At 70.3% G+C, this 25834-nt stretch carries 22 protein-coding genes; 13 read left to right on the top strand and 9 right to left on the bottom strand.

All coding sequences use genetic code 11. The annotated features are described in order from the left end of the window. The first annotated feature begins 72 nt into the window (after positions 1-72). Positions 73-618, top strand: a complete 546-nt coding sequence (gene infC, locus O4G76_RS03530) for a translation initiation factor IF-3 (RefSeq protein WP_373568006.1) — start codon at positions 73-75, stop codon at positions 616-618. Positions 619-870: 252 nt separating this feature from the next. Here infC and O4G76_RS03535 read toward each other — a convergent pair whose 3' ends face one another. Further along, complete coding sequence (locus tag O4G76_RS03535) at positions 871-2907, bottom strand: OmpA family protein (protein WP_269396015.1); 2037 nt, start codon at positions 2905-2907, stop codon at positions 871-873. A 240-nt stretch (positions 2908-3147) separates the two neighbouring features. Between O4G76_RS03535 and O4G76_RS03540 the strand changes: the two genes are divergently transcribed. The 4 genes from O4G76_RS03540 (at position 3148) to O4G76_RS03555 (ending at position 7634) form a co-directional block, all read left to right on the top strand. Beyond that, positions 3148-4101: a hypothetical protein gene (locus O4G76_RS03540; RefSeq protein ID WP_269396016.1), complete on the top strand. Its 954-nt coding sequence runs from the start codon at positions 3148-3150 to the stop codon at positions 4099-4101. 63 nt (positions 4102-4164) lie between these two features. After that, positions 4165-5217 carry a dihydroorotase gene (gene pyrC / locus O4G76_RS03545; protein ID WP_269396017.1) on the top strand — a complete coding sequence of 351 codons (1053 nt, stop codon included), beginning with the start codon at positions 4165-4167 and terminating at the stop codon, positions 5215-5217. A gap of 37 nt (positions 5218-5254) precedes the next feature. Next, complete coding sequence (locus tag O4G76_RS03550; protein ID WP_269396018.1) at positions 5255-5929, top strand: orotate phosphoribosyltransferase; 675 nt, start codon at positions 5255-5257, stop codon at positions 5927-5929. A gap of 211 nt (positions 5930-6140) precedes the next feature. Further along, on the top strand, positions 6141-7634 hold the full coding sequence (locus O4G76_RS03555; RefSeq protein ID WP_085895678.1) for a replicative DNA helicase: 1494 nt from the start codon (positions 6141-6143) through the stop codon (positions 7632-7634). Positions 7635-7638: 4 nt separating this feature from the next. Here O4G76_RS03555 and cueR read toward each other — a convergent pair whose 3' ends face one another. Next, positions 7639-8025: a Cu(I)-responsive transcriptional regulator gene (gene cueR / locus O4G76_RS03560; protein WP_269396019.1), complete on the bottom strand. Its 387-nt coding sequence runs from the start codon at positions 8023-8025 to the stop codon at positions 7639-7641. Then, entirely contained in the window at positions 8022-10475 is a 2454-nt protein-coding gene (locus tag O4G76_RS03565; protein ID WP_269396020.1) for a heavy metal translocating P-type ATPase, read from the bottom strand. The genes cueR and O4G76_RS03565 overlap by 4 nt, the downstream gene beginning before the upstream one ends. Positions 10476-10632: 157 nt before the next feature. Here O4G76_RS03565 and O4G76_RS03570 point away from each other — a divergent pair, with 157 nt between their 5' ends. Both O4G76_RS03570 and O4G76_RS03575 read left to right on the top strand, forming a co-directional pair. After that, a complete protein-coding gene (locus tag O4G76_RS03570) occupies positions 10633-10833 on the top strand; it encodes a heavy-metal-associated domain-containing protein (RefSeq protein ID WP_269396021.1) in 201 nt (66 codons plus the stop codon). Between the two features lie 73 nt (positions 10834-10906). After that, a complete protein-coding gene (locus O4G76_RS03575) occupies positions 10907-11449 on the top strand; it encodes a L,D-transpeptidase (RefSeq protein ID WP_269396022.1) in 543 nt (180 codons plus the stop codon). Here O4G76_RS03575 and O4G76_RS03580 read toward each other — a convergent pair. Both O4G76_RS03580 and O4G76_RS03585 read right to left on the bottom strand, forming a co-directional pair. Next, a complete protein-coding gene (locus O4G76_RS03580; RefSeq protein WP_269396023.1) occupies positions 11446-12393 on the bottom strand; it encodes an NAD(P)-dependent oxidoreductase in 948 nt (315 codons plus the stop codon). The genes O4G76_RS03575 and O4G76_RS03580 overlap by 4 nt on opposite strands. Then, the gene (locus O4G76_RS03585) at positions 12390-13406 is read right to left on the bottom strand and encodes a glycosyl transferase family protein (RefSeq protein ID WP_269396024.1); all 1017 of its coding nucleotides are present in this window, start codon (positions 13404-13406) and stop codon (positions 12390-12392) included. The genes O4G76_RS03580 and O4G76_RS03585 overlap by 4 nt, the downstream gene beginning before the upstream one ends. Positions 13407-13592: 186 nt before the next feature. Between O4G76_RS03585 and O4G76_RS03590 the strand changes: the two genes are divergently transcribed. Continuing rightward, the gene (locus tag O4G76_RS03590) at positions 13593-14183 is read left to right on the top strand and encodes a copper chaperone PCu(A)C (RefSeq protein ID WP_269396025.1); all 591 of its coding nucleotides are present in this window, start codon (positions 13593-13595) and stop codon (positions 14181-14183) included. Positions 14184-14204: 21 nt separating this feature from the next. Here O4G76_RS03590 and argE read toward each other — a convergent pair whose 3' ends face one another. Both argE and O4G76_RS03600 read right to left on the bottom strand, forming a co-directional pair. Further along, positions 14205-15329, bottom strand: a complete 1125-nt coding sequence (gene argE / locus O4G76_RS03595; protein WP_269396026.1) for an acetylornithine deacetylase — start codon at positions 15327-15329, stop codon at positions 14205-14207. Then, on the bottom strand, positions 15326-16510 hold the full coding sequence (locus O4G76_RS03600) for a M24 family metallopeptidase (protein WP_269396027.1): 1185 nt from the start codon (positions 16508-16510) through the stop codon (positions 15326-15328). The genes argE and O4G76_RS03600 overlap by 4 nt, the downstream gene beginning before the upstream one ends. A 225-nt stretch (positions 16511-16735) precedes the next feature. On the opposite strand from O4G76_RS03600, the gene O4G76_RS03605 reads away from it, so the two are divergent. The 5 genes from O4G76_RS03605 to O4G76_RS03625 all read left to right on the top strand — a co-directional run bounded on the left by O4G76_RS03605 (position 16736) and on the right by O4G76_RS03625 (position 23433). Further along, on the top strand, positions 16736-18550 hold the full coding sequence (locus O4G76_RS03605) for a PAS domain-containing protein (protein WP_269396028.1): 1815 nt from the start codon (positions 16736-16738) through the stop codon (positions 18548-18550). Positions 18551-18686: 136 nt separating this feature from the next. Beyond that, complete coding sequence (locus tag O4G76_RS03610) at positions 18687-20297, top strand: glucan biosynthesis protein (RefSeq protein WP_269396029.1); 1611 nt, start codon at positions 18687-18689, stop codon at positions 20295-20297. Further along, entirely contained in the window at positions 20297-20479 is a 183-nt protein-coding gene (locus O4G76_RS03615) for a hypothetical protein (RefSeq protein WP_269396030.1), read from the top strand. Before O4G76_RS03610 ends, O4G76_RS03615 begins: the two co-directional genes overlap by 1 nt. Before the next feature lies 1 nt (position 20480). Then, positions 20481-22241, top strand: a complete 1761-nt coding sequence (mdoH, locus tag O4G76_RS03620) for a glucans biosynthesis glucosyltransferase MdoH (RefSeq protein ID WP_269396031.1) — start codon at positions 20481-20483, stop codon at positions 22239-22241. Then, the gene (locus tag O4G76_RS03625; RefSeq protein WP_269396032.1) at positions 22234-23433 is read left to right on the top strand and encodes an OpgC family protein; all 1200 of its coding nucleotides are present in this window, start codon (positions 22234-22236) and stop codon (positions 23431-23433) included. Before mdoH ends, O4G76_RS03625 begins: the two co-directional genes overlap by 8 nt. On the opposite strand, the gene nadC is transcribed toward O4G76_RS03625, so the two are convergent. Both nadC and O4G76_RS03635 read right to left on the bottom strand, forming a co-directional pair. After that, positions 23430-24272, bottom strand: coding sequence for a carboxylating nicotinate-nucleotide diphosphorylase (nadC, locus tag O4G76_RS03630; protein WP_269396033.1), 843 nt, complete (start codon positions 24270-24272; stop codon positions 23430-23432). The genes O4G76_RS03625 and nadC overlap by 4 nt on opposite strands. Continuing rightward, positions 24269-25831: an L-aspartate oxidase gene (locus tag O4G76_RS03635; protein ID WP_269396034.1), complete on the bottom strand. Its 1563-nt coding sequence runs from the start codon at positions 25829-25831 to the stop codon at positions 24269-24271. Before O4G76_RS03635 ends, nadC begins: the two co-directional genes overlap by 4 nt. Between the last annotated feature and the right edge of the window lie 3 nt (positions 25832-25834).

Here is a 25834-nt window from a genome sequence, read left to right on the forward strand (position 1 = left end):
TGCGGCTTGAATCGCACTACCGGGGCGATTACCTTTCGCCCTACCCAATCGAACAACCGAAGGACTTGCACCATAGCCCGCAGACCTCACAACGCGCCGCCAACGCGCGACACCGGCCCCCGCGTCAACGATCGTATTCGCGTGGCCGAAATCCGACTGATCGGACAGAACGGCGAGAATATCGGCGTCGTCAGCCCCGAGCGTGGCCTGGCCCTTGCCGAAGAGGCCGGTCTCGACCTCGTCGAGATCTCGCCCAATGCCACGCCCCCGGTCTGCAAGATCATGGACTTCGGCAAGTTCAAATACGAGACGCAGAAGAAAGAGGCCGAGGCCCGCAAGAACCAGAAGACCTTCGAAATCAAGGAGGTCAAGTTCCGCCCCAACACCGACACGAACGATTACGACGTGAAGATGCGGAACGTGCTGCGGTTCCTCGAAGGCGGCGACAAGGTCAAGGTCACGCTGCGCTTCCGGGGCCGCGAGATGGCGCACCAGGAGCTCGGCCGCGAGCTGCTCGAGCGCGTCGCCTCCGACGTGGCCGAGATCGGCAAGGTCGAGAACATGCCGAAGATGGAAGGCCGCCAGATGGTCATGATGATCGGGCCGACCCAGAAATAATCCGCCTCGCGCGTAAGCGCCGATGCGAAAGGCCGCCCATCGGGGCGGCCTTTGTCGTTTCTGGCTCGGCTCCGAGCACGGCGAGACCGTGGAACGTACAACTGACGGCTGATTCGGCCTGGATTGCCGAAGCGGAATCGGCGCCCGGCTTGCGGGGCGGTTGTCGGTATTGAGTGGCTTGGCAGAACGCTAACGGGCCGCCCCTTTCGGAGCGGCCCGTCCTCGTCGGGCGCGAAGCCCCTCGCTTCGGCCTTATTGCGCGGACGCCACCTGCTGCAGCAGCGGCGTGATCCGGCGCACGGTGGCGCGGCGGTTCGCCTGCACGTCGCCCTCGCTCTCGACCTTCAGGAACCGCTCGCCATAGCCCTGCACCACGAGGTTCTCGGGCGGGATGTCGAAGTTCTCGGTCAGCGCCAGCGCCACCGTCTCGGCCCGGCGATCCGACAGGGCGAGGTTGTAGGCGTCGTTGCCCACGGCGTCGGTATGACCTTCGATCAGGAACACCTCGCGCGGGTTCTCGGCCAGCCGATCCTCGATCGCGAGACCGAGATCGACCAGCGTCGAGGCCTGCTCGGGCCGCAGCGCCGCCGAACCGGTGGCGAAGGTGAGCGTGTCGAGATCGATGGCCGGCACCAGCGAGCGCACCGCCTCGATCTCGCGCACCTGCCGCAGGCTGTAGTTGCGCCCCGTATCGACCGCAGCCTCGGTGCGCAGCGCCTCCAGAAGCGCGGCCCGGTCGGCCTCGGCAGCCGAGAGCGTCACCGGCGCCGGTTCGATCTCGCGCAGCGAACGCACATCGACCGGCTCGGTCTGGGCCAGATCGTCGAACAGCTCGATCTCGGTGCCGTCGGCGAAGATCCGGCTGCGACGCAGCACGCGGCCCTGCGCGTCGCGGATCGTCACCACCTTGGTGCCGTCCTCGCGGGTCAGCGTGGTGCGGGTCGAACCGTCGTTGAACGTCTCGGTCCGAAGGTCGGCGCCGGGCTGGCGCAGCAGCGCGTCGTCGTCGCGGTAGATCTCGAGCCCGTTGTCGCCCTCGACCACCACCCGGTCGCCGGTATTGGCGACGACTTCGCGGCCATTGTTGAGAAGCGAGCCGACGGCGACGGCACCGATGCCCAGAAGCAGCGCCTTCTGGAAGTCCGAGAGACCGTCGTCATCATCCTCGGCCTCGGTGGCCTGCGCCTCGGCGGCGGCATTCGCGTTCACCTTCGCGGCGAATTCCTCGTCGCTCTGACGCGAGTTCTCCTCGTCGATCTCGGTCTCGGTAACCTCGGCGACCTCGGCCTCGTTCGAAGCGGCCGCTGCCGCGACGGCCTGCTGCGGCTCCTGCGCGGTCGGGTCGACGTCCTGCTCTTCGGCATTGGCGCGGCGCTCGGCACGGCGGGCCTCACGCTGGGCGCGACGCGCGGCACGCTCCTCGGCGGTCAGCTTCGGCGCGGCCTCCTCGGCGGCACCGGCCTCGGCCTGCTCGCCTTCGGCGCTGCCCGCCTCCGCCTCGAGAGCGGCCTGCGCCTCGGCTTCGATCTCGGCCTGCTTGGCGGCTTTCTTGGCAGCCTTCCTGGCAGCCTTGCGCTCTGCCTTGTTGGCAGCGGCCTGTTCTTCGGCTTCGGCCGCAGCCTGGGCTTCTGCCTCGGCTTCGGCCTGCTGTTCGGCCTCGGCTTGCGCCTGTGCTTCGGCAGCCTCGGCCTCTGCCTGCGCTTCAGCCTGCGCTTCTGCTTCGGCCTGTGCCTCGGCCTCCTGACGGATCTGCTCCTCGGCTGCAGCGCGTTCGGCAGCCTGGGCCTCCTCGGCTCGTGCTGCTTCCTCGGCGGCCTTTGCTTCGGCCGCCTGTGCGTCTGCCTCGGCCTGCGCCTGTTCGGCCTGTCCCTCGCCCTGCGCCGCGGCACCGGTCACGGCGTCAGCGGCCGCATCGGCGGCGCCTTCGACTGCCTCGGTGGCCGTGTCGGCTGCATTGGCAGCGGCCCGGTTCGCGGAACGGGCGGCGCGCAGCGCCTGCTGGATCGCTTCGCGGTCGCCGCTCAGCAGCAGGTCGAAATCGAGACCGGCCTCCGCGGCCGTCTCCGCGTCGATCTGGCCGGATTCGGCGAGCTTCTGCAGCACGCGGGCCCGCAGTTCGATCAGCGGCGTGCCTTGCGGATCGGCTTCGCCTTCGCAGGGCGGGGTCGCCCCGTCGGAGCAGAACAGCGCCTCGCCGCCCTGCTGGGCGGAGGCCAGCGGCGCGAGGTTCGGCAGCATGAGCGACAGGCTGGCCACGAGGGCCGTGGTCGTGCGGTAGCTTCGTTTCATCAGAATCTCCTCTCGGACCGCTCCGCGTCGGACGGGACCGGCATTGCCAGTGCAACGCGGGCGGTGGCGGCATGGGTCCGTGAGGGGGCGCGCTATGCAATAACAGTGTGGCGTCATGGGATGGTCGCGGCGCCACAGGACGGAATAAGAGCACCGGCCTTGCCAATTTCCGCCGTAATCGCGCAGGATTTTAGAAAGCCAAGGGACAGTCCCCACCTCCCCCAGCCGCTGGAGCGCCAGATGAACGAAATGTTGCCCGATCCGGAGATCGATCTGAGCGGCCTGCCCGTCGAGGCCTGGCAGCAGGGCATCGACGCGATCGGCGAGGAGCATGGCTATTACGAGCGGCTCGGATCGGACCATGCGGCGCTCTTCATCGATGCCGGGCCTCGGCTGCTGGTCAGCTTCGAGACGCGCGACGCGATTCGCCGCAACCCGCGCGGCCTGCCACGCGGGTTCGAGATGCTGCAAAGGACCGGGTGGTCTCTGCTGGTGCTGATTTGCGACAACGAGGGATGGTTCAGGGCGCCGCGCGTCTGGAACTATGTCGACCGGCTGATCGACGAGGGCTTCTTCGAGGATTTCGAGCGGGTGCTGTTCTACGGCCACCACGCGACCGGCTATGCCGCCGCTGCCTTCTCGGTCGCTTCGCCGGGGGCGCGGGTGCTGGCGTTGCGCCCCATCGCCACGCTGGACCCGGAGGTGGCGGGCTGGGACCGGCGCCACCTCGCGGCGCGCAGGCTCGATTTCACCAGCCGCTACGGTTACGCCCCCGACATGATCGACGCCGCCGAGCGGGTGACGGTGATCCACGACCCGCGCCATGCCGCCGACGCGGTCCACGCCGCGCTGTTTCGCAGGCCCAACGTCACGACGCTGCGCGCGGCCCATGCCGGGGCCCGACTGGAGCAGATCCTCGATCAGGCGGGCCTCGTCCCCGAACTGCTCGAACTGGCGATGGAGGACCGGCTCGACCGCGCGGCCTTTGCCCGGCTCTGGCGCGCCCGGCGCGAGAACGCGCTTTACCTGCGCGGGTTGCTGCGACAGCTCGAATCGGCCGACCGCCCGGCCCGGCTGGCGCGGCTGTGCCGCCATGGCCTCGCCACGCCCGAGGCCGCGCATTACGCGCGTCGCCTAGAGGCTCTGCCCGGCTCCGCGCCACGCGCCACGGGCCCGGTTTCGCGCGCCAGCTGACCCGAGGACCGTGAGGGTCGTGACCTATGGTCAGGCCGCGCGGCCCGGTGTAGGAGGTCGGCCATGAAAGACCTACGCCCAGACCGGATCACGATCCGCCGCCCGGACGACTGGCACCTGCACCTGCGCGACGGCGCGATGCTTCGGGCCGTGGCTCCGGAGAGCGCCCGCCATTTCGGCCGGGCCATCATCATGCCCAACCTCGTGCCGCCCGTGGTCACCGCCGCGCAGGCCGAGGCCTATCGCGAGCGGATCCGCGCCGCCCTGCCCGAGGGATCGGGCTTCACGCCGCTGATGACCCTCTATCTCACCGAGGACACCGATCCCGAGGACGTGCGCGCGGCGCATCGCGCGGGCATCGCGACGGCGGTGAAGCTGTACCCGGCCGGTGCCACCACCAACTCGGCCTCCGGCGTGCGCGACTTCGACAAGGTTCGCCCGGTGCTCGAGGCGATGGCCGATATCGGCATGCCGCTCTGCGTGCATGGCGAGGTGACCGATTCCGCGATCGACATCTTCGATCGCGAGGCGGTGTTCATCGACAAGGTGCTGAAGCCGATCCGCCGCAAGACGCCGGAGCTGCGCGTCGTCATGGAGCATGTGACCACCGCCGACGCGGTGGATTACGTGCGCGACAGCCCCCGCAACCTCGCTGCGACGATCACCACGCATCACCTGATCATCAACCGCAACCACATCCTCGCCGGGGGCATCAAGCCGCATTACTACTGTTTGCCGGTCGCCAAGCGCGAGCGGCATCGCGTGGCGCTGGTGCAGGCGGCGGTCTCGGGCGATCCGCGCTTCTTCCTCGGTACCGACAGCGCGCCGCACAGCGATCCGGCCAAGCTGCAACCCTGCGGCTGCGCCGGGATCTTCACCGCGCCCAACACCATGTCCTGCCTCGCCGAGGTGTTCGAGGCGGCGGGCCGGCTGAACCACCTCGAGGCCTTCGCCTCGCTCAACGGACCGCGCTTCTACAAGCTTCCCGTCAACGAGGACACCATCACCTTGGTCCGGGGCACGCCCGTGACCTATCCCGAGCGGATCGAGACCGGCGACGGCCCCGTGACCGTGTTCGACCCCGGCTTCGCGCTGCACTGGCGCGTCGAAGACTGACCCTCCCCCGACGCATTCCCTACACGAAGAGTTCGAGATGATCCCCACCGGCTACCCCCCGAAGGACGAGATCGCGCGGCTGACCGCGCGGATGCTGCTGGAAATCGGCGCGGTGAAGTTCAACGCGACCGAGCCCTTCACCCATGCCTCCGGCAAGCAGGCGCCGACCTATGTCGATTGCCGGATGCTGATCTCGTTTCCGCGGATCCGCGCCACGGTGATGGATTTCCTGGCCGTGTCGATCATGCGCGAGGCGGGCTTCGAGGCCTTCGACAACGTCGCGGGCGGCGAAACCGCGGGCATCCCCTTCGGCGCGATGATCGCCGAGCGGCTGGCGCTGCCGATGACCTATGTGCGCAAGAAGCCGAAGGGCTATGGCCGCAATGCCCGGATCGAGGGCGTGATGACCGAGGGCCAGCGCGCGATCCTGGTCGAGGACCTGACCACCGATGGCGGCTCGAAGCTGAGCTTCGTCGAGGCGATCCGCGAGACCGGGGCGTCCTGCGACTGGACCGCCGTGATCTTCTATTACGGCATCTTCGAGGGCGTGACCGAGGCGCTGGCGGAAAAGGGCATCGGCCTCATCCACCTGTGCACCTGGTGGGACGTTCTGGCCGAGGCCCGCGCTTCTGAGGCCTTCGACGCCGGGACCCTCGACGAGGTCGAGCGCTACCTCCGCAACCCGACGGGCTGGGCGGCGGCGCGTGGCTGAGAGGTGACGGTCGGCCAGCAATGGCCGATCCCGCCTGCCCCGGCGGAAACCAGATGTTGACCCGAAGCCGCGATCCGCGCCAAGATGTGGCAGGGCGCGGCTTCTCCACCGGTTATCCACAGCCTTATACAAGTTGCGTCCCCGCCCCGTCGCATCCTATCAGCGACGATACGCGCCGCGGGCACGGCGCGCGGGCCAAGGGGTAGCAGCGATGAACGAGATCACGACATTCCGTCCGGGTGCGCTCGAAGAGGCGAAGCCGGACCAGATGCCGCATTCGATCGAGGCCGAGCAGCAGCTTCTGGGCGCGATCCTCACCAACAACGACGTGTTCGACCGGATCGCGATGATCGTGTCGAAGGACCATTTCTACGACCCGGTCCACGCCCGCATCTTCGACGTCGCCGCCCAGCGCATCGCCAAGAACGCGCTGGCGTCGCCTGTCACGCTCAAGACCTTTCTCGAGGATGACGAGGGGCTCAAGGAGCTGGGCGGCCCGGCCTATCTCGCGCGCCTCGCCGGCGCCGCGATCTCGGGCTTTGCCGCGCGCGACTACGCGCAGATGATCTACGACCTCGCGATCCGGCGCGAGCTGATCATGCTCGGCCGCGACATCGCCGACCGCGCCGCCAAGGTCGAGGTTTCCTCCGAGCCCAAGGAGCAGATCGTCGAGGCCGAGCAGAAGCTCTACAAGCTGGCCGAGCAGGGCAGCTCGGAATCGGGCTTCCAGTCCTTCCTGCGCGCCGTGACCGACGCGGTGAAGGTCGCCAATGCCGCCTATCAGCGCGATGGCGGCCTCGCCGGCGTCTCCACCGGTCTCGTCGATCTCGACAAGAAGCTCGGCGGCCTGCACCGTTCGGACCTCCTGATCCTCGCGGGCCGTCCCTCGATGGGCAAGACATCGCTCGCGACCAACATCGCCTTCAACATCGCCAAGGCCTACAAGCGTGGCATCACCCATGACGGCACCGAGGGCGCCGTGAATGGCGGCGTCGTCGGCTTCTACAGTCTCGAGATGTCGGCCGAACAGCTGGCCGCGCGTATTCTCTCCGAGGCCTCCGAGGTGCCGTCCGAGCAGATCCGCCGCGGCGACATGACCGAGGCCGAGTTCCGCCGCTTCGTCGATGCCGCCAAGCAGCTCGAGAGCTGTCCGCTCTACATCGACGACACCCCGGCCCTGCCGATCTCCCAGCTCGCCGCCCGCGCCCGCCGTCTCAAGCGGACGCACGGGCTCGACGCGCTGTTCGTGGACTATCTCCAGCTGGTGAAGGGCACCGGCAAGGGCGAGAACCGGGTGAACGAGATCTCCGAGATCTCCCAAGGCTTGAAGGCCATCGCCAAGGAACTCGACATCCCCGTCGTCGCGCTGTCGCAGCTGTCGCGTCAGGTGGAAAGCCGCGAGGACAAGCGGCCGCAGCTTTCGGACCTGCGGGAATCCGGCTCGATCGAGCAGGACGCCGACGTGGTGATGTTCGTGTTCCGCGAGGAGTACTACAAGGAGCGCGAGAAGCCGGGCGACCACGAGATGGACAAGATGGCGGTCTGGCAGGACGAGATGGAGCGGCTGCACGGCAAGGCCGAAGTCATCATCGGCAAGCAGCGTCACGGCCCGATCGGCTCGGTCGACCTCAGCTTCGAGGGCCGCTTCACCCGCTTCGGCAACCTCGTGAAGCCCTGGCAGGACGGCGGCCCGCGCGAGTTCTGAGCGCTCAGCCCCCGGCGAGATCCTTGAGAATCGGGCAGTCCGGCCTCTCGTCACCGGCGCAGGCCTCGATCAGTTCGCCCAGCGTCGCGCGCATCTCCTTCAGCCGCGCGATGCGGGCGTCGATCTCCTTGGCGTGGCGCTGGGCAAGGCCGCGCACCTCGGCGCTGGCCCGGCCCCGATCCTCGTAGAGCGACAGCAGCATGCGGCAGTCATCGATCGAGAAGCCCAGGGATCGGGCCCGGGCCAGAAAGGCGAGCTTGTGCACCTCACTTTCGCCGAAACGACGATAGCCATTGCCATCGCGATGCGGCGCGACCAACCCGATATCCTCGTAGTAGCGGATCGTCTTGGCGGGCAGACCAGCCCGGCGCGCGGCCTCTCCTATGTTCATGACGTCTCTCCCATGACGGGTTTCATGGCCCGCAGCCGCAGCGCGTTCGACAAGACCAGCACCGAAGAGGCCGACATCGCCGCCGCCGCCAGCACGGGCGACAGCAGCATGCCGTTCCACGGGTAGAGCACCCCTGCCGCCACCGGGATCAGCGCGACGTTGTAGCCGAAGGCCCAGCCGAGGTTCTGCCGGATGTTGCGCATGACCTTGCGGCTGATGGCCAGCGCATCGACCGCCGCGCCGATCCGGCCCGAGGACAGCACCACCTCGGCGCTCTCGATCGCGACCTCCGTGCCCGATCCCATGGCGATCCCGACATCGGCCGAGGCGAGCGCCGGGGCGTCGTTGATGCCGTCGCCCACGAAGGCCACCGGACCGCGGGCGCGCAGGCCCTCGATTGCGGCGAGCTTGCCCTCGGGCAGCACCTCGGCCTCGACATGATCGATGCCGAGATCGGCGGCGATGGCCATTGCGGTGGCGCGGGTGTCGCCGGTGATCATCGCCACCTCCAGCCCCATGTCGCGCAACGCCGCGACGGCGGCGCGCGCCTCGACGCGAACCGGATCGGCCACGGCCAGCGCCGCCACCGCCACGCCGTCGATCGCGACCAGCACGGGCGTGCGCCCCCTCTCGGCCTGCGCCCGGGCCAGCGGTTCGAGCCGCGCGGCGTCGATCCCCGCCTCCGAGAGCAGCCGCGCATTGCCGACCAGCAGCGCCCGCCCGCCGACATGCCCCCTGAGGCCGCGCCCGGGCATCGCCTCGACCGCCTCGGCGGTCTCCATCGGCAGCCCGCGTGCCTGCGCTGCCGCCACGATCGCCGCGCCGAGCGGGTGCTCGGACTGCCGCTCCAGCGCCCCGACGAGGGCAAGGATCTCCGCCTCGTCATGTCCCGGCAGCAGATCGAGATCGGTCAGCGCCGGGCGGCCTTCGGTCAGGGTGCCGGTCTTGTCAAAAGCCACCATGCGCACCCCGTCGAGCGCCTGCAGCGCATCGCCGCGCCGGAACAGCACGCCGAGCGTGGCCGCGCGCCCCGTGCCGACCATGATCGAGGTCGGCACAGCGAGGCCCATGGCGCAGGGACAGGCGATGATCAGCACCGACACCCCGGCGACCAGCGCATGGGTCAGTGACGGCTCGGGCCCGAAGCCCAGCCAGAGCAGGACGGTGAGCGCCGCCAGCCCCAGCACCGCCGGCACGAAGCGCAGCGTGATGCGGTCGACCAGCCCCTGGATCGGCAGCTTCGCCCCCTGCGCCGCCTCGACCATGCGGATGATCCCCGCGAGGCGGGTTTCGGCGCCGACACGGGTGGCGCGCACCCGCAGAACGCCGGTGCCGTTGACCGTGCCGCCGGTGACCGCGTCGCCCGCGCGCTTGGCCACAGGGAGCGGCTCGCCGGTCAGCATCGCCTCGTCGACCCGGCTCTCGCCCGAGATCACCTCGCCATCGGTGGCGATCCGGTCGCCGGGGCGCACCAGCATCACGTCGCCGGGCTGCAGATCGCCCGCGTCGATCTCGATCGTCTCGCCATTGCGCTCGACCCGCGCCACCGGGCTTTGCAGGTCCACAAGCGCGCGGATCGCGGCGCCGCTGCGGCCCTTGGCCCGCGCCTCGAGCGCCCGGCCCAGCAGGATCAGGGTGACGATCACTCCGGCGGCCTCGAAATAGACCGCGCGCGCCGCTTCCGGCAGCAGGGCTGGCGCGAAGGTGGCGACGCTCGAATAGCCCCATGCCGCCAGCGTGCCGAGCGCGACGAGGCTGTTCATGTCGGGGGTACGGCGCCACAATGCCGGCAATCCGCGCGTCAGGAACACCCGGCCCGGCCCCGCCAGCACCAGACTCGTCAGGACGAACTGGATCAGCCAGCTGCCTCGCATGCCGATCGAAGCCTCGATCGCCATGTGGAAACCCGGGACCATGTGCGCGCCCATCGCGAGCACCACCACAGGCAGGGCCAGCGCCGCCGCGATCCAGCTGCGGCGGCTCAGTTCCGCCGCCTCCTCTGCCTTGCGATCGCGAGGTGCCTCCATGGCAGCCCGATCCTCGGCGTCCCGTGCCGCGTAACCGGTGGCCCTCACCACCCCGATCAGTTCCGGCATTCCGGCCGATCCGGCGAAGCGCTCGATCTCAGCCGTTTCCGCCGCGAGATTGACCCGTGCCGCGATCACCCCCGGCACAGCGGCGAGCGCGCGTTCCACCCGGCCCGAGCAGGAGGCGCAGGACATGCCCTCGACGCGCAGCCGCACCGTCTCGCGGCGCACCGGGTAGCCCGCGCGGTCAAGCGCCGCCACCAGTTCCTCCGCCTGCCCGCCCAGCACCTCGGCCCGCTCCGAGGCGAGGTTCACGCGGGCCTCGGTCACACCCGGCACGGCGCGCAGGCTGCGCTCCACCCGGCCGACGCAGGAGGCGCAGGACATGTTGTCGATCTGGAATGCGAGCGGTTGGACGGTCATCCGGCGATCCTTCGGTGGGCCGGTGCGACACTTAGGGTTCCAGTCATGGGAAGGTCAAGACGTGGCCCCGCCTGGCATCGGATAACAGCGGGGCGGACTTGACCCGAGCGCCTCGCGCCCCCTCATATCGAATGCACATCTTTCGCAGGAGGCACCGATGGCGACCTACTCGATCCCCGACATGAGCTGCGGCCATTGCCGCGCCGCCGTGGAAACCGCGATGCGCGAGCTCGACCCTTCGGCCAGCGTTGCCGTGGATCTGGAGAGCCGCACCGCCGAGATCGCCAGCGCCGCACCGGACGAGGCGGTGCGCGCCAAGCTCGCCAAGGCGGGCTATCCGGCGAAAGCCGTCGGCTGAGACATCCGGGCCGGCCGCCGCCGCACGAACATGGCGGCGCGGGCCGGGCCGAAGGACTGATGAGGACGATCAGATGAGCATCACACGCCGCAGCCTTCTCCTTGCCGGGCTCATGGCGCCGATCGCACGGACTGCGCGCGCCCATGACCGCGCCGCGCTCCTGCCGACCGAGGTGCGGGTCCATCCGGGGCTGATGCCCGGGGACATCTACGTGATCCCCGAGGACTTCCATCTCTACCACATCCGCCGGCCCGGGATCGCGATGCGCTACGGCGTCGGCGTCGGCCGCGCCGGGCTCGAGTTCAAGGGCGCGGCGGTGATCCAGCGCAAGGCGGAATGGCCGTCATGGCGACCGACCGACGACATGATCGGGCGCGAGCCGGAGAAATACGCGCAATACGCCGATGGCGTGCCGGGCGGCCCGGAGAATCCGCTCGGGGCGCGGGCGCTCTATCTCTATCGCAACGGGCGCGACACCTATTACCGCATCCACGGCACCACCGACCCCGAGACCATCGGCAGCTCGGTCTCGAACGGCTGCATCCGACTGCGCAACGAGGACGTGATCGCGCTTTACGACGCGGTGGAGATTGGCACCCACGTCACCGTGGTCTAGCCCACCCCCGGCACGTGTTCGACGGCGATGCGGGCGGCCTGCAGCGGCTCGGGCAGCGTGGCGGCGGCGCCGGGCACCAGCACCACGACCCGCGCGCCCTCCTGCGCCGCCGCCAGCCCCGCGCCCACCGGATCGTCGGAGACGCGGCGCTCGGCGTCGCGCCGGGCCAGTTCGAGCAGCGCCGGCGGCAGGTCGGGGCCATGCACCACGAGATCCGCCTCCTGCATCCGGCGCACGCCGCGCAGGCTCAGCAGATCCGCCTCGCCAGGCCCGGCGCCGACATAGGCCACCGAGCCCTCGACCGGGCCGGGGCCCTCGTCGAGCCGCGCCTTGAGCAGTTGCGCGGCGCGGCGTTCGGAGCCCGCCGCATGGGCCGCGCGTACCGGACCGGAGAAGACCCAGACCCAGAAATCGCGCCGCGCCCGGGCCGAGAAACGCTGCCCGACCGCGCCGCGCATGCGACCCGCCAGCGCCGCCAACGCGCCGAGCCGCGGCTCGAGCATGGTTTCAACGGCGGTCTTGATCTGCCGCCCCAGCACCGGCGCCGTGCCCTCGGTGCCGATCGCGACGACGACCGGGTCGCGATCGACGATCGAGGGGGTAAGCGCGTCGCACAAGGCCGGGCGGTCGACCACGTTGACCACCGGCGCGCCCAGCGCCTTGGCGAGCGCGTGCAGCGCCCCGTCCGCCCCGGCCGAGCCGGTGGCCACGAAGACCAGCGCCGCGCGCTCGAACAGACCGGCCCGGATCTCCTTGGCATCCTCGAGCCGCACCCGCCCCTCTTGGGCCAGCGCGCGCAGCTCCTCGTCGAATTCGAACCCCGCCACCACGATCTCGGCATCGGTGCGGATCACCAGCCGCGCCTTCTGCGCCGCCTGCTCGCCGCCCCCAAGGATCACGATGCGCCGCCCCGTGGTGGCGAGGAACATCGGGAAGGCCTTCATGCCGCGTCCTTTCCGGGCAGCGCGGCGCGGTCGCGGGCCTGCCAGAGCGCCTCGGCCAGCGCCTCGGCCCGCGCCAGCCCCGGCGCGGCGCCCAGCGCCAGAAGCGCCAGCGCGGCGGTCCCGGTGACCAGCGCCGTGGCGAAGGCATCGTCGCTCTCGCCGATCCAGAGCCGGCGCAGATCCTCAGGCCGCCCGCCCGGATCGGCGAGCCGCCTCGTCTCGTCGCGCAGCGCCTGCGCGGTCAGATCGACCTCCGCCCCGCCCAGCAGGCCGAACAGCTCGATCTCCTTCGAGGGGTTGCGCTCGAACTCGCCGCCGGCGCCCTTGAGGATGAGCAGGTTTTCCTGCCCCATCAGCGCGCCCGCATCGGCCTGCAGCCCGCGATAGGGCGGGTGGAACACGCCCTGGACCTGTGCCCGTGCGCCAAACGGGTTTGCGACCCGAAGCACGGTGTTGATGCAGGATCTCAGGCCGAAGACCTCGCGCAGGCGGATCAGCCGGTAGCCGTCGGGCGACCAGGCCTCCAGCGGCACATAGGCGATCGAGGCGCTGTCGAGCGCGCGGCCCAGCGCGTCACCGGTCTCGGCCACGGGAATGCCAAGGCCCGGCAGCGCATCGCGAATCTCGTGGCGATGCGCGTTCCAGCCATGCAGCGCGACGCGGTGCCCCGCCCCCGCCACCAGCTTGGCGGCGAGCAGGAACCAAGGCAGGCCGCGGGTCCGCCCGGCGGCATAGGAGGGCCAGTCGAGATCGGGGGCGGCCCGGCGCCAGTCCTCGCCGCTCGCCAGCGCGTCGGCGAAGCCCGCGATCTCGGCCGCGTCCTCGCCGCGATAGCGCATCACCATCAGCAGCGCCCCCGCCGCCTCTGGCGCGGCGGTCCCGTCGAGGATCAGCCGCAGCGCCTGCGCCGCCTCCTCGCGGGTCAGGTGACGACCCCGCCCCGGCCCGCGCGCCACGGCCCCCACGAACGGCGCGAGCGCGTTGGCGTCGCGCGATACGGATGGCTGCGTCATGTCCATGGCCCTTTTCGTCGGAATCACGCCTCAGATTAGGGCGCCAGAGGCGCAGAGGAAGGGCATGGGGTCAATGCGACCCGCGCCGTCGGGCCGGTCGGGCTGCGACGCCGGGTCGCTTTTTCGGGCAGGGTGCCGCTGTTATGTGCAATGCGCGAAACGCCCCTGCATTCAGGAAGATCCCCCATGACCCTTCGCCCCCTCGCCCTTCTCGCCGCCATCGGCCTCGCCGGTGCGGCGCAGGCGCATGATTACGGCAGCGGCGACCTGACCGTGCTGCACCCCTTTGCCATCGAGACGGCCGAGCGCGCCACTACCGGTGCCGGCTATTTCGCGATCCGCAACGATGGCGATGCCGCCGATGCGCTGATCGCGGTGGAGGCCGATTTTCCGAAGGTCGCGCTGCACGAGGCGGTGGAGACCGATGGCATGATGACGATGCAGCCGCTGGAGCGCATTGAGATCGCGCCGGGCGAAACGGTGACCCTCGCCCCCGGTCGGGGCGGCCACGTGATGTTCATGGGGCTCGAGAACCCGTTCGAGGTCGATGGGCGCTTTGCCGCGACGCTGGTCTTCGAGATGGCGGGGCCGGTCGAGGTCGAGTTCGTGGTCGAGCCGCGCCCCGAGGCGGGCACCCCTCGCGAGGGCATGGATCACGGCGACATGGATCATGAGGCCATGGGTCATGGCGCGATGAATAAGGGCGAGATGGACCATGGCGATATGGATCACGGCGCCATGACCGAGGGCGACGACGCTCCTGCCGCCGCGCGGTAAGTCCACAAGCTGGCCGCGTCCCTAGAGGCGCGCGGCCAGGCCGTCGAGCATGTCGAGGCAGGCGGCGAGCTGGCGCTCTTCGAGATACTCGTCCGGGCGATGCGCCTGCGCGATGTCGCCGGGTCCGCACAGCACCGCATCCATGCCCAGCGCCTGCCAGATCCCGGCCTCGGTCCCGAAGGGCACGAGGCCCGGGGCACCGCCGACGATCCCCAAGAGCAGGTCGCGCGCGGCATTGGCGGCGCGCGGCTCGAGCCCCGCTACCTCGCCGAAGATCTCGGTCTCGATGCCGAGCCCCGGATGGGCAGCCCGCTCCGCCGCCTCATATGCCGCGAGTTGGCGTTTCACGTGCGACGCTTCGGCCGCATCGACCGGGCGCATCTCCCATTCGACCTCCGCCTGCCCCGCGATCACGTTGCGCGCCGTGCCCGCCATGATCCGCCCGACGCTGATCGTGGCCCATGGCGGATCGAAGACGCCCCCGGGGCGCATCGCCTTCAGTTCCTGTGCCAGCGCCTCGAGCCGGAGCGCGAAGCGCGCCGCCGCCTGGGCCGCGTTGATGCCGCGGTCGGGGGCCGAGCCATGGCCGTCGCGTCCGGTGAAACGCGTGGTGTACTCGTGGCAGCCCTTGTGCCCCTCGATCACCCGCATCCGCGTCGGCTCGCCGATGATCGCCAGCGCCGGGCGCGGTCCTTCGCGGACCAGGATTTCGGCCAGCGCCCGCGCGCCGAGGCAGCCCACCTCCTCGTCATGGGTGAAGACGAGATGCACCGGCGCACCGCAGCCGGCGAAGCGCGGCGCCATCGCCACGCAGGCGGCGTTGAACCCCTTCATGTCGCAGGTACCGCGCCCGTAAAGCCGCCCCTCCGCCCGCCGAAGCCGGAACGGGTCCGAGGACCACCCCTCCCCGGGCGGCACCACGTCGAGATGGCCCGAGAGCATCAGCCCGCCCTCCGCCTTTGGCCCGAAGGACGCCACGAGATTGAGCTTGTCGCCGCTCGCGTCGGGAAAGAGCGATACCCGCGCCCCCTGCCCGGCCAGCCGCTCCGCCAGCATTTCGGCCAAGGCGCGGTTGGACCGGTCCGAAACGGTCGGATGCGCCACCATCTCGGACAGAAGCGCGATCGCCTGCTCGAAGACGCTCACGGCTTCACGAAGAGCTTGCGGTCGAGATCGCACAGCGTTTCGGCGGGACCGCTGTCGCGGATCAGGATCGTCTCGGTGGTCTCCAGCCCCCAGCCCTCCATCCAGATGCCCGGCATGAAATGAAAGGTCATGCCGGGCTCTAGCACCGTCAGGTCGCCCTTGCGCAGGCTCGCGGTCCGCTCGCCCCAATCGGGCGGGTAGCTCAGCCCCACCGGATAGCCGCAGCGGTTCGGCCGGTGGATGCCGATGCGCCGCAGCGGCGCGTGCAACGCCGCGGCGATGTCCTGCGTGGTGTTGCCGGGCCGCGCCGCCTCCAGCCCGGCTTCCAGCCCCTCGGTCAGCGCCTCGGCGGCGCGGGCCATGTCGGCGGGCGGCTCGCCGAGATGGACCGTGCGGCACAGCGGCGCGTGGTAACGGCGGACGCAGCCCGACAGTTCGAAAAAGGTCGCCTCGCCGCGGCGCATCTCCTCGCCGTTCCATGTCAGGTGCGGTGCGCTGGCATCGGCGCCGGACGGCATCAAAGGGACGATGGCGGCGTAATCGCCCCAATCCTCGCCGACCCCGCGCACGGCGGCACGCATCACCTCGCCCACAAGCTCGTTCTTGCGCCGCCCCGGTTCGGCCAGTTCGATCGCCAGCCGGGCGATGGTCTCGGAAATCCGCGCCGCGCGCCGCATCAGCGCGATCTCGGGGGCCGACTTCACCAGCCGCCGCCAGTTCACCAGTGCCGTGGCATCGATGAATTCCGCCTCGGGCAGCCCGGTCTCCAGCACCGCATGGGCCCGGGCGGAGTAGTAGTAGTTGTCCATCTCGACGCCGATCCGCGCGCCGCCATGGCCCATGCCGATCAGCCGCGCCGCGAGATCCTGCATCGGGTGACGCGTGGCCGACTGCACGTAACGGTCGTCATAGCCGAGAATGCAGGCCTCGCTCATCCAGACGGTGCGCAGCGCCCCGGCGGTGTCCTGCATCCGGCCCCACCAGCAGGGCTCTCCGTCGAGCGGCAGGATCACGCCCTGATGCACATAGAACGACCATCCGTCATAACCGGTGAGCCAGTTCTGGTTCGACGGGTCGGTGACGAAGAGCACGTCGATGCCTGCCTCGGCCATGGCACGGCGGGTCGCGGCAAGGCGGCGCTCGTATTCGGCTCGCTCGAACGGGGCGGCGTGAGGTCCCATGAATCTCTCCTCTGAACCCGACCAGCCGATCCCGGGCGATGACCACGGGTCAATTCCGATGGCGGCGGAAACTGTCCGAAAAGCGACCTTCCCACGCATCGAAGCGAGTCGATCCGCCCCGGCGATAGGCGGCAAATCGCCGGTTCCGTTTCCATGCAGAGAGCGCTTGGTCGCGCCCTGAAAATCGACCTATGCTAAAGTAGTGGTACATGAGTGGCGGTGCATATGAGTCAGAGCTGCGTGACGGAACTCCACCGCTGCGGCGCGGGGATCGAGGACGAGGCGCTCGCGGCATCGCTCGATCTTTTGCCGTCGCCGACCTGGGTGGCCGATCCGGTCTGCGGCGGTGTTCACTTCAACCGCGCCTGGCTCGAGTTTCGCGGCCGGACCCTGTCGCAGGAACTGGGCCGGGGCTGGTTCACGGGCATCCATCATGAGGACCACGACAAGCTCGACACCTACAGGATCGCGCTGTCGGCGGGGCGGCCCTATCAGGTGGAGTACCGGCTGCGCCGGCATGATGGCGTCTGGCGCTGGATGCTGGATACCGGCGCACCGCGCTTCGCGCCGGATGGCGAGCTGATCGGGTTCATCGGCAGCTGTGTCGATATCACGGCCCGCCGCGAGGCCGAAATGACCCTTGCCGAGAACGAGGCGCGGCTGCGCAGCGTCACGGAGAATGTCCCGGGTTATATCTTCCAGCGGATCGTGCATCCCGGCGGACGGGCCGAATACCCGCTCTTCAGCGGTGCCGGCGAACGGGAGAACGGCGGCACGGCCCGTTTCGGCGCCGCGGCGCTGGGTCAGATGGTCCACCCCGAGGATCTGCCTGCGATGCAGGCACGCTATGCCGAGGCCGTGAGCACCATGGGCCGGCTGGACTGCGAGGGACGTCTGGTGCTGCCCGACGGCGAAAGCCGCTGGATCCGCTCCCTGTCGCAACCGCGCCCACGCGCGGATGGCGCGCTGATCTGGGACGGGGTGATGCTCGACATCACCGAGCAGCGCGAACGCGAAGCCGCGCTCGAACGCTCGGCCATGATGCTGGGAATGAGCATCGAGATCGCGGCGATCGGCACTTGGGAGTTCGACCCCGAAACCGGCCTGATCGCCGCCTCGACCCGCGCGCAGGCGATGTTCCATCTGTCCGAAAACGAGGGCCCGCGCCCGTTCGAAGACTATCTCGACCGGGTCCACCCGGAGGATCGCGACGCGGTGTGCCAGGACATGTGCAACGCCCGTGTCGAGGGTGCCGAAATGGCGCGGGTCTACCGCCTTGCGCCGCCCGATGGTCCGCAACGCTGGGTCAGCATGCGCGGCCGATTGGTCCGGCTCGCCGATGGTAGTCGCCGGCTCATCGGCGCCATCACCGACATCACCGAAACCAAGCGCCACGAGGCCGAGCGCGAGGCGGCGCTCACGCATCGCCAGACGCTGCTGGCCGAGCTGAACCACCGGATGAAGAACAACCTGCACCTGATCCTGTCGATGCTGCGGCTGGAGGCGGGACGGTTCCAGGGCCCGGACTCCTTTGCGACGGCGATCGAGCGGATCGAGGCGGTGGCGGCGCTGCACGCGCAGCTCGGCTTTTCCGAGGGCGCCGGGCGCGTCAGCTTCTGCGGCTATCTTGAGGATCTCGCGGGCAAGCTACGCCGCTCCCTGCTCGAGGGCACCGGCATCCGGCTCGACTGCACCGCCGAGCCCCTCGATCTCGATCTCGACCTCGCCGTGCCGCTCGGCATCGTCATCAACGAGCTGGTCACCAACTCCATCAAGCACGCCTTCCCGCAAGGCGCGGGACTGATCCGCCTCGGGCTGTCCCGCAAGGCGGATGGTGGGCTTCTGGTGGTGGTCGAGGATGACGGGTACGGCCCCGAGGGGCCCGCGCCCGACACGCCCGAGACGACGTCGTATCCCGGCTCCGGATCGGGCATGGGGTCGCGGCTCGTGGCCGGGCTCTGCGCGCAGATCGGGGCCCGGCTCGAGAGCCATAGCCTGCCTGGAATGAGGCACGAGATCCACTTGCCGCCGCAGGGCTGATCAGACTTGGCCAAGTGCCGCCAATGCATGGCTGGTAGACCGACAAGCGCATTGCAACCTGCGCCCGGCTGCCTCATGGGAAGACGAAACGCGCAGGGCGATTCCCGTTGCGCCCCAAACGCCTAAAAGACCAGCCATGCCCGATTTCCCGACGACTTCACCGCGCTTCGACCGCCGGAGCCTGCTGCGCGCCATCGGCGCCTCGGCCACGCTTCTGGCCGGCCTCGGCGGTGCCGCACCGCTCCGTGCCCAGACCGATCGCCCGAGGGTGATCCCCCCGGCCGAAGAGGAGGTGGCGACCCCCTTCGACTTCGAGATGCTGACCGCAGAGATGCGGGCCCTCGCCGCCGAGCCCCCCGCCCCGGTGGAGCGCCCCGCCCTGCCCCTGGGCCCGCTGGGTTACGACGACTATCGCCTCATCGCCTTCAAGCCCGAGAACGCGCGCTGGCGCGGCGCCGAGACGCCGTTCCGGCTGCACGCCTTCCACATGGGATGGCTGTTCGAAGAGCCGGTGCGGCTTTACCAGCTGCGCGATGGCATGGCCCGGCCGATGCGCTTCGACACGCAGGATTTCGACTATCACGGCCGCCTCTCCGAGAAGGCCGAGAAGATCGCCGAGCTTCCGGGCGTCGCGGGCTTCCGGCTCAACGCGCCCCTTAACCGGCCCGATCGCGAGGACGAGCTGGTGGCGTTTCTCGGCGCCAGCTACTTCCGCGCTCTGGGCCGCGACAGCCGCTACGGGCTGAGCGCGCGCGGCGTCGCCGTCGACACCGCCACCTCGCGCGCCGAGGAATTCCCGCGCTTCAGCCGGTTCTGGCTGGAGCCGGGCGATCGGCAGGTGACGATCTATGCCGCGCTCGAGGGCGAGACACTGACCGGAGCCTACCGCCTCGTGGTGACGCCCGGGCAGGACACCGAGATCGAGGTGACCGCGCGGCTGTTCTTCCGCCGCAGCCCGGAGCAGCTCGGCGTCGCGCCGCTGACCTCGATGTTCCTGTTCTCCGAGAAGAACCGGACCGAGTTCGACGATTACCGCCCTGCCGTGCATGACAGCGACGGGCTGAGGATCGAGCGGCGCGACGGCGACGTGCTGTGGCGTCCGCTCAACAACCCGCCGCGCCTCGCCTCGTCCTATTTCGGCGAGGAAAGTCCGCGCGCCTTCGGCCTGTACCAGCGCGACCGCGATTTCGAGAACTATCAGGATAGCGGCGCACGTTACGAGCGGCGCCCCTCGCTCAGGGTCGAGCCGATCGGCGACTGGGGCCGCGGCGCGGTCCGGCTCGTCGAGATTCCGACCGATCTCGAGGCAAACGACAACATCGTCGCCTTCTGGGTGCCCGAAGGCAAAATTGCCGCAGGCGATGAGCGCGAGTTCGCCTACCGTCTGCGCTGGGGCGATCTGTCCGCCGACACCGCTTCCGAGACCGCCCATGTGGCCGAGACCCGGGCCGGAACGGGCGGTGTCTCGGGCGTCGAGAGCGTGGCCGGCACCCGGAAATTCGTCATTGATCTCAAGGGCGGCGCGCTGGAGCGCCTTTCGGCCGAGGCCGAGGTCGAACTCAAGGCCGAGGCGCATGGCGGCGAGATCCTGTCGCAGACGCTGGAGCGGATCGAGGCCAGCGGCCAGTGGCGCGCGGTGCTTGATGTCTCCGCCCCGCCCGACGCTACGGTCGAACTGACCGCGCATGTGGCCGGTTTCGGCCGCAAGCTCTCGGAAACCTGGCTTTATCAGTGGATCAACGCCTGATGCTCGACCGGACCCTTTCGCTGCCCGACCTCGACACCGCCCGCCTCGAAGCGGAGGCCGCGGAGCGCGGCGCGCTGCCCGACGCCCCGCTGGCCATGCCGCGCCAGCGGCTGGAGCGGACGGCGACGCCCGCCCTGCTGGCCCGCCTGCGGGCACTTCTGGCACCGCGTCTGGACGCCTGACATGTCCCCGACAGGCCCGATGCGGGCACGGGTCGCGGCGCTGGGCGCGAGCCTCGCGCTCGCGGCCGGTGCCTTCACCCTGTTCTTCGCCCAGCGCCAGACCGGCGGGCTCTGGGTCGAGTTCGCGCGCAGCCTGCTGATCCTGATGGCCACCTTCTGGCTGAGCTGGGGCGCGGCGCAGGCCGTGCTCGGCCTGTGGCCGGGCCGCGCGCGCGCGCCACGCCGCGCCGAGCCGCAGGGACGCTGCGCGATCCTCGTGCCGGTGCACGAGGAGGACCCGCGCGCGACCTTCTCGCGCATCGCCGCGATGGACGCGGCGCTGGCCCGGATGCCGCAGGCCGGGCTGTTCGATTTCGCGGTCCTGTCCGACACCCGCTCGGCGCAGGGCGCGACGCGCGAGGCGGCGTGGTATCTTACGCTGCTGCGGGCGCGTGACGCGGAAGGGCGCATCTTCTACCGCCGCCGGACCTCCAATGCCGGTCGCAAGGCGGGCAATATCGAGGATTTCATCAAGAGCTCGGGCGCGGCCTACGAGTATGCGCTGATCCTCGACGCCGACAGCCTGATGTCGGCCGAGACCATCATCGAGATGGCGCGCCGCATGGCGGGCGAGCCACGGCTCGGGCTCTTGCAGAGCCTTCCCGGCGTGATCCGTGCCGGCTCCGTCTTCGGGCGAGCGATGCAGTTCTCGGCGGCGCTGCATTCGCCGATCTTCGCGCGCGGCGTGGCGCGGCTGCAGGGCGAGACCGGACCGTTCTGGGGCCACAACGCGATGGTGAGGATGCGCGCCTTCGCAGAGAGCTGCGCGCTGCCCGACCTCGCCGGGCCGCCGCCCTTCGGCGGTCATATCCTGAGCCACGACTATGTCGAGGCGGCGCTCTTGGCGCGGGCAGGCTGGATCGTACGGCTCGACGAGGATCTCGCGGGCTCCTACGAGGAGGGGCCCGAGAACATCCTCGCCCACGCCAAGCGCGATCGCCGCTGGTGTCAGGGCAACCTGCAGCACGCGCGGCTGCTGACGGCGCCGGGGCTGCGCCCTTGGAGCCGCTTCGTGTTCCTGCAGGGCATTCTCGCCTATGTCTCGTCGCTGTTCTGGCTGGGCTTCCTCGCCACGACGATCATCGCCCCGGCGCTGCGGGTCGAGCCGGATTACTTCCCGCTCCCCGGCTGGTCCTTTCCGGTGCTGCCGCCCAACGAGACCACCCGCACCGCCGGGCTGATCATCGGCGTGCTCGGGCTGTTGATCCTGCCCAAGCTGATGATCGCGGTGCAGGCGATCCGGTCGGGCCGCGCGGCGGGGTTTGGCGGGTCGGTGCGCCTCATGGCCTCGACCCTGGCCGAGATCGCGCTGTCGAGCGTCACCGCGCCGATCTTCCTGATGTTCCAGACCCGCTCGGTGCTGCAGGTGCTATCGGGCCGGGATGGCGGCTGGCCGGCCTCGGCGCGCGGCGAGGGCCGTCTGGGCCTCGTCGAGAGCTGGCAGGCGAGCCGCTGGATCTCGGTCGCGGGCCTTGCCGGTCTGGCCGCCACCTGGCGGCTGTCGCCCGAGCTGGTGGGCTGGCTGATCCCGGTGGCGGGGCCGATGATCGCGGCGCCGCTGGTGATCTGGGCCACCTCCCTGCCCTGCCGCGCGCTGTTCGCGGTGCCGTCCGAAACCCGACCCGACCCGATCCTCGGCCAGCAGGACGAGGTTCTCGCGGCCTGGGCCCCGCTGAGCGACAGCGAGGCCGCCCACCCCCGGCAGGAGCCGCAACATGCCTGAGCAAACCGTCTCGATCCCGGTCGCGCGCCAGCTGCCGAAACCCCGGGACCCCCGGCTCGACGTGCTGCGCGGGCTGGCGCTGGTGATGATCTTCATCAACCACGTGCCGGGCAATTTCTGGGAAGACTGGACCAGCCGCAATTTCGGCTTTTCCGATGCCGCCGAGGGCTTCGTGCTGATGGCGGGGATCTCGGCCGGTCTGGCCTATTCGGCGGGCTTCCGGGTCCGCTGGCCGTGGCAGGGCGTGGCGAAGATCTGGCGCCGGGCCTGGACGCTCTATCTCGTGCACCTGCTGATCACCTTGTCCGCGCTGATGATCGCGGCGGCGCTGGCGCGCTTCGCCGACATGCCCGCCATGCTGTGGAAGCACGGGATGGGTCTGCTGTTCCGTGATCCGCTGGGCTTTCTGATCGGTGTCCCGACGCTCGGCTTCCAGATCGGCTATGCCAACATCCTGCCGCTTTATTTCGTGCTGCTGATGGCGGCGCCGCTTGTGCTCTGGGCGGCGGTGCGGCGACCGCTCTGGACCCTCGCGGCTTCGGCGCTCCTGTGGATGGCGGCGGCGCATTTCCGGCTGACGCTGCCCAACTATCCCACGGGCGGCTGGCAGTTCAGCCCGCCGGCCTGGCAGCTACTTTTCGTACTGGGCCTCGTCACGGGCATCATGGCCAAGCAGGGTCGCAGGCTCGTGCCCGCGCGGCGCTGGATCATGGGGGTGGCCGTGGCCTTTCTGGTGCTGTCGCTGGCCTGGATGAACCTTCCGGGCTTTGGCAAGACCGGCAATCACCTGCTCTGGATGGCGAACCAGCAGGGCGTGCCGGGTTTCATGACCAGCTTCAACAAGCCATATCTGAACCTGCCGCGGCTGCTGCACCTGCTGGCGTTGTTCTACGTGCTGGCATCATGGGGCGCGGTGCGCCGCGCCTGCGCCTCGCGGCTCGCGGCCCCCTTCGCGCTTCTAGGGCGGCAGGCGCTGCCGGTCTTCGCTCTGGGCTCGATCACCATCTACCTGATCCAGGGCATCAAGACCGAGACCGGCGAGAACTTCGCGCTCGACACGATGATGCTCGGCGCCGGTCTGGCGCTGCAATTCGCCTTCGCCGCCGCGCGGCAGTACTGGCCCGCCGATCGCGATGCCGCGGCGCGGGTCGCGGCTGCCTCGCCCGCACCGGAAAAGGCGCTCGCCGCCTAGAAGTCGAGCCCGAGATCAAGGGTGCGCGCCGAATGGGTCAGCGCGCCGGAGGAGACGTAGTCGACCCCGGTGGCGCAGACCTCGGCCACCCGTTCGCGCCGCATGTTGCCCGAGGCTTCGGTCACGAGGTGCCCGCCGACCATCTCGACGGCGCGGGCCAGATCGGCGGTCGACATGTTGTCGAGCAGCACGACATCGGCGCCGCCGACCTCGAGCACCTCGGCGAGCTGGTCCAGCGTATCGACCTCGATCTCGATCTTGAGCATGTGCGAGGCCGAGGCCGTCGCGGCCCGCAGCGCGGCGCGGATGCCGCCCGCCGCCGCGATGTGGTTGTCCTTGATCAGGATCGCGTCCGACAGGCCGTAGCGGTGATTGAAGCCGCCGCCATGCAGCACCGCGAGCTTCTCGGCGGCGCGCAGGCCGGGCGTGGTCTTGCGGGTGCAGGTGACGCGGGTGGCGGTGCCGGCCGTCTCCTTCACGAAACCGGCGGTCAGCGTGGCGATGCCCGAGAGCCGCCCGGCGAAGTTGAGCGCGACGCGCTCGGCCGAGAGGATCGAGGCGGCCGAGCCCTCGATCTCCATCAGCGTGTCGCCGGGGGCGCAGGCCGCGCCGTCGGCGAGGCGGGTGGTGACCCGCAGCGTCGGATCGACGAGGCGAAACGCGATGGCCGCGATCTGAAGCCCCGAGACCACGCCCGGCTCGCGCGCGTTGATCCGCGCGGCATAGGTCGTGTCGGGCGGGATCACGGCGCGGGTGGTGACGTCGCCATAGGCGCCCAGGTCCTCGTGCAGCGCATGGCGCACCATCGGCTCGAGCAACAGGTCGGGGATCAGGGTCATGCGGTCTCCGTGGCGGCGCATTCGGCGCGGATCTTCAGGGCACCTTCGAGCGTCAGGCGGCTGCGATGCGCCTGCGCGGGGTCGGTATCGGGGAAATCGGTGCGGCAATGGCCGCCCCGGCTTTCGGTGCGCCGCAGGGCCGCGGCGGCGATCAGCGTCGCGGTCGCGGTCATGGTGCGGAAGGCGGGCGCGGGTTCGGCAGCCTCCAGCGCCGCGATGCCCGCGAGCGCGCGGCGCAGCCCGGGCCCGTCGCGCAGCACCGCGACATGGTCGGTCATCAGGCGGCGCAAAGCGGCCACGTTTTCGGGTGCAGGACCATGGCCGCCGGGGCCGAAGGCGACGGCGATCTCGGGCGCGGTGACGGGCATGCCCGTCCGGCCCATGATGTCCTCGGCGCAGCGACGTGCGAAGACGAGCGCCTCCAGGAGCCCGTTCGAGGCGAGGCGGTTCGCCCCGTGCAGACCGGTCGAAGCCGCTTCGCCGCAGGCCCAGAGGCCTTCGAGACTGCTGCGTCCCCGCGCGTCTGTCTCGACGCCGCCCATGTGGTAATGCGCGGCGGCCGCGACCGGGATGGTCCCCGCGACCGGGTCGATCCCGGCCCGCGCGCAGGCCTCTGCCACCGCCGGGAACTTCTCGACCACGCTCGGGCCAAGGGCGGCGCGGGTGTCGAGCGCCGGGTTGCGGCCCGCCTGCCGCTCGGCAAAGACGGCGCGGGCGACGATGTCGCGCGGGGCCAGTTCGGCATCGGGATGCTGCGCCGTCATGAAGCGCTCGCCCGCACCGTTGACCAGCCACGCCCCCTCGCCGCGCAGCGCCTCGGTGGCGAGCGGCAGCGGGTCCTCGCCCGTCGCGATGGCGGTGGGATGGAACTGCACGAACTCGGCATCGGCGATCATGGCGCCCGCGCGCGCCGCGGCGCCGATCACCTGGCCCCGGATGCGGGGCGGGTTGGTCGTGTGCAGCCACAGCCCGCCCGAACCGCCGCCGGCGAGCAGCACGGCGGGGGCCTCGATGGTCACCGGGGCCGAACCCGCCACGGCCTCGATCTCTACCCCCGTGACCCGACCACCGGAGGCCGCGATGCCGGTGAGCAGCGCGCCGGGCAAGATCTGCACCGACGGCGTGCGCGCCAGCGCCGCGATCAGCGTGTCCATGATCTGCCGACCGGCCTGATCGCCCTTGACCCGCACCACACGCGCCGCGCCATGCGCCGCCTCGCGCGACAGCACGTAGCCGCCTTGCGCATCGCGGTCGAAGGGCGTGCCGAGGCCGGTCAGCTCGTGGATATGCTCGCGCGCCGCCCGTGTGACGAGATCGGCGATGGCGGCGTCGACGGTGCCCGCGCCCGCCGCCACCGTGTCGGCGGCATGGGCCTCGGGGCTGTCGGCGGCGTCCATGGCGGCGGCGACGCCGCCCTGTGCCCAGGCGCTGCTCGCGCCCTGCCCCGGCGGCTCCGGCGCGATCATCAATACCGGGCGCGGCGCCAGAGCGAGGGCCGCGGAAATCGCGCCGAGACCGGCACCGATAATGACGACGCGCTCGGTGCGCAGGCGGGTCATCGT

Source organism: Limimaricola sp. G21655-S1, assembly GCF_027213785.1.
GTDB lineage: Bacteria > Pseudomonadota > Alphaproteobacteria > Rhodobacterales > Rhodobacteraceae > Limimaricola.

What these genes read in the sequence shown, in the direction of transcription:
- O4G76_RS03535 (WP_269396015.1), bottom strand. Translation starts at nt 2,907, where the DNA reads ATGAAACGAAGCTACCGCACGACCACGGCCCTCGTGGCCAGCCTGTCG.
- O4G76_RS03540 (WP_269396016.1), top strand. Translation starts at nt 3,148, where the DNA reads ATGAACGAAATGTTGCCCGATCCGGAGATCGATCTGAGCGGCCTGCCC.
- pyrC (WP_269396017.1), top strand. Translation starts at nt 4,165, where the DNA reads ATGAAAGACCTACGCCCAGACCGGATCACGATCCGCCGCCCGGACGAC.
- O4G76_RS03550 (WP_269396018.1), top strand. Translation starts at nt 5,255, where the DNA reads ATGATCCCCACCGGCTACCCCCCGAAGGACGAGATCGCGCGGCTGACC.
- O4G76_RS03555 (WP_085895678.1), top strand. Translation starts at nt 6,141, where the DNA reads ATGAACGAGATCACGACATTCCGTCCGGGTGCGCTCGAAGAGGCGAAG.
- cueR (WP_269396019.1), bottom strand. Translation starts at nt 8,025, where the DNA reads ATGAACATAGGAGAGGCCGCGCGCCGGGCTGGTCTGCCCGCCAAGACG.
- O4G76_RS03565 (WP_269396020.1), bottom strand. Translation starts at nt 10,475, where the DNA reads ATGACCGTCCAACCGCTCGCATTCCAGATCGACAACATGTCCTGCGCC.
- O4G76_RS03570 (WP_269396021.1), top strand. Translation starts at nt 10,633, where the DNA reads ATGGCGACCTACTCGATCCCCGACATGAGCTGCGGCCATTGCCGCGCC.
- O4G76_RS03575 (WP_269396022.1), top strand. Translation starts at nt 10,907, where the DNA reads ATGAGCATCACACGCCGCAGCCTTCTCCTTGCCGGGCTCATGGCGCCG.
- O4G76_RS03580 (WP_269396023.1), bottom strand. Translation starts at nt 12,393, where the DNA reads ATGAAGGCCTTCCCGATGTTCCTCGCCACCACGGGGCGGCGCATCGTG.
- O4G76_RS03585 (WP_269396024.1), bottom strand. Translation starts at nt 13,406, where the DNA reads ATGACGCAGCCATCCGTATCGCGCGACGCCAACGCGCTCGCGCCGTTC.
- O4G76_RS03590 (WP_269396025.1), top strand. Translation starts at nt 13,593, where the DNA reads ATGACCCTTCGCCCCCTCGCCCTTCTCGCCGCCATCGGCCTCGCCGGT.
- O4G76_RS03600 (WP_269396027.1), bottom strand. Translation starts at nt 16,510, where the DNA reads ATGGGACCTCACGCCGCCCCGTTCGAGCGAGCCGAATACGAGCGCCGC.
- O4G76_RS03605 (WP_269396028.1), top strand. Translation starts at nt 16,736, where the DNA reads ATGAGTCAGAGCTGCGTGACGGAACTCCACCGCTGCGGCGCGGGGATC.
- O4G76_RS03610 (WP_269396029.1), top strand. Translation starts at nt 18,687, where the DNA reads ATGCCCGATTTCCCGACGACTTCACCGCGCTTCGACCGCCGGAGCCTG.
- O4G76_RS03615 (WP_269396030.1), top strand. Translation starts at nt 20,297, where the DNA reads ATGCTCGACCGGACCCTTTCGCTGCCCGACCTCGACACCGCCCGCCTC.
- mdoH (WP_269396031.1), top strand. Translation starts at nt 20,481, where the DNA reads ATGTCCCCGACAGGCCCGATGCGGGCACGGGTCGCGGCGCTGGGCGCG.
- O4G76_RS03625 (WP_269396032.1), top strand. Translation starts at nt 22,234, where the DNA reads ATGCCTGAGCAAACCGTCTCGATCCCGGTCGCGCGCCAGCTGCCGAAA.
- nadC (WP_269396033.1), bottom strand. Translation starts at nt 24,272, where the DNA reads ATGACCCTGATCCCCGACCTGTTGCTCGAGCCGATGGTGCGCCATGCG.
- O4G76_RS03635 (WP_269396034.1), bottom strand. Translation starts at nt 25,831, where the DNA reads ATGACCCGCCTGCGCACCGAGCGCGTCGTCATTATCGGTGCCGGTCTC.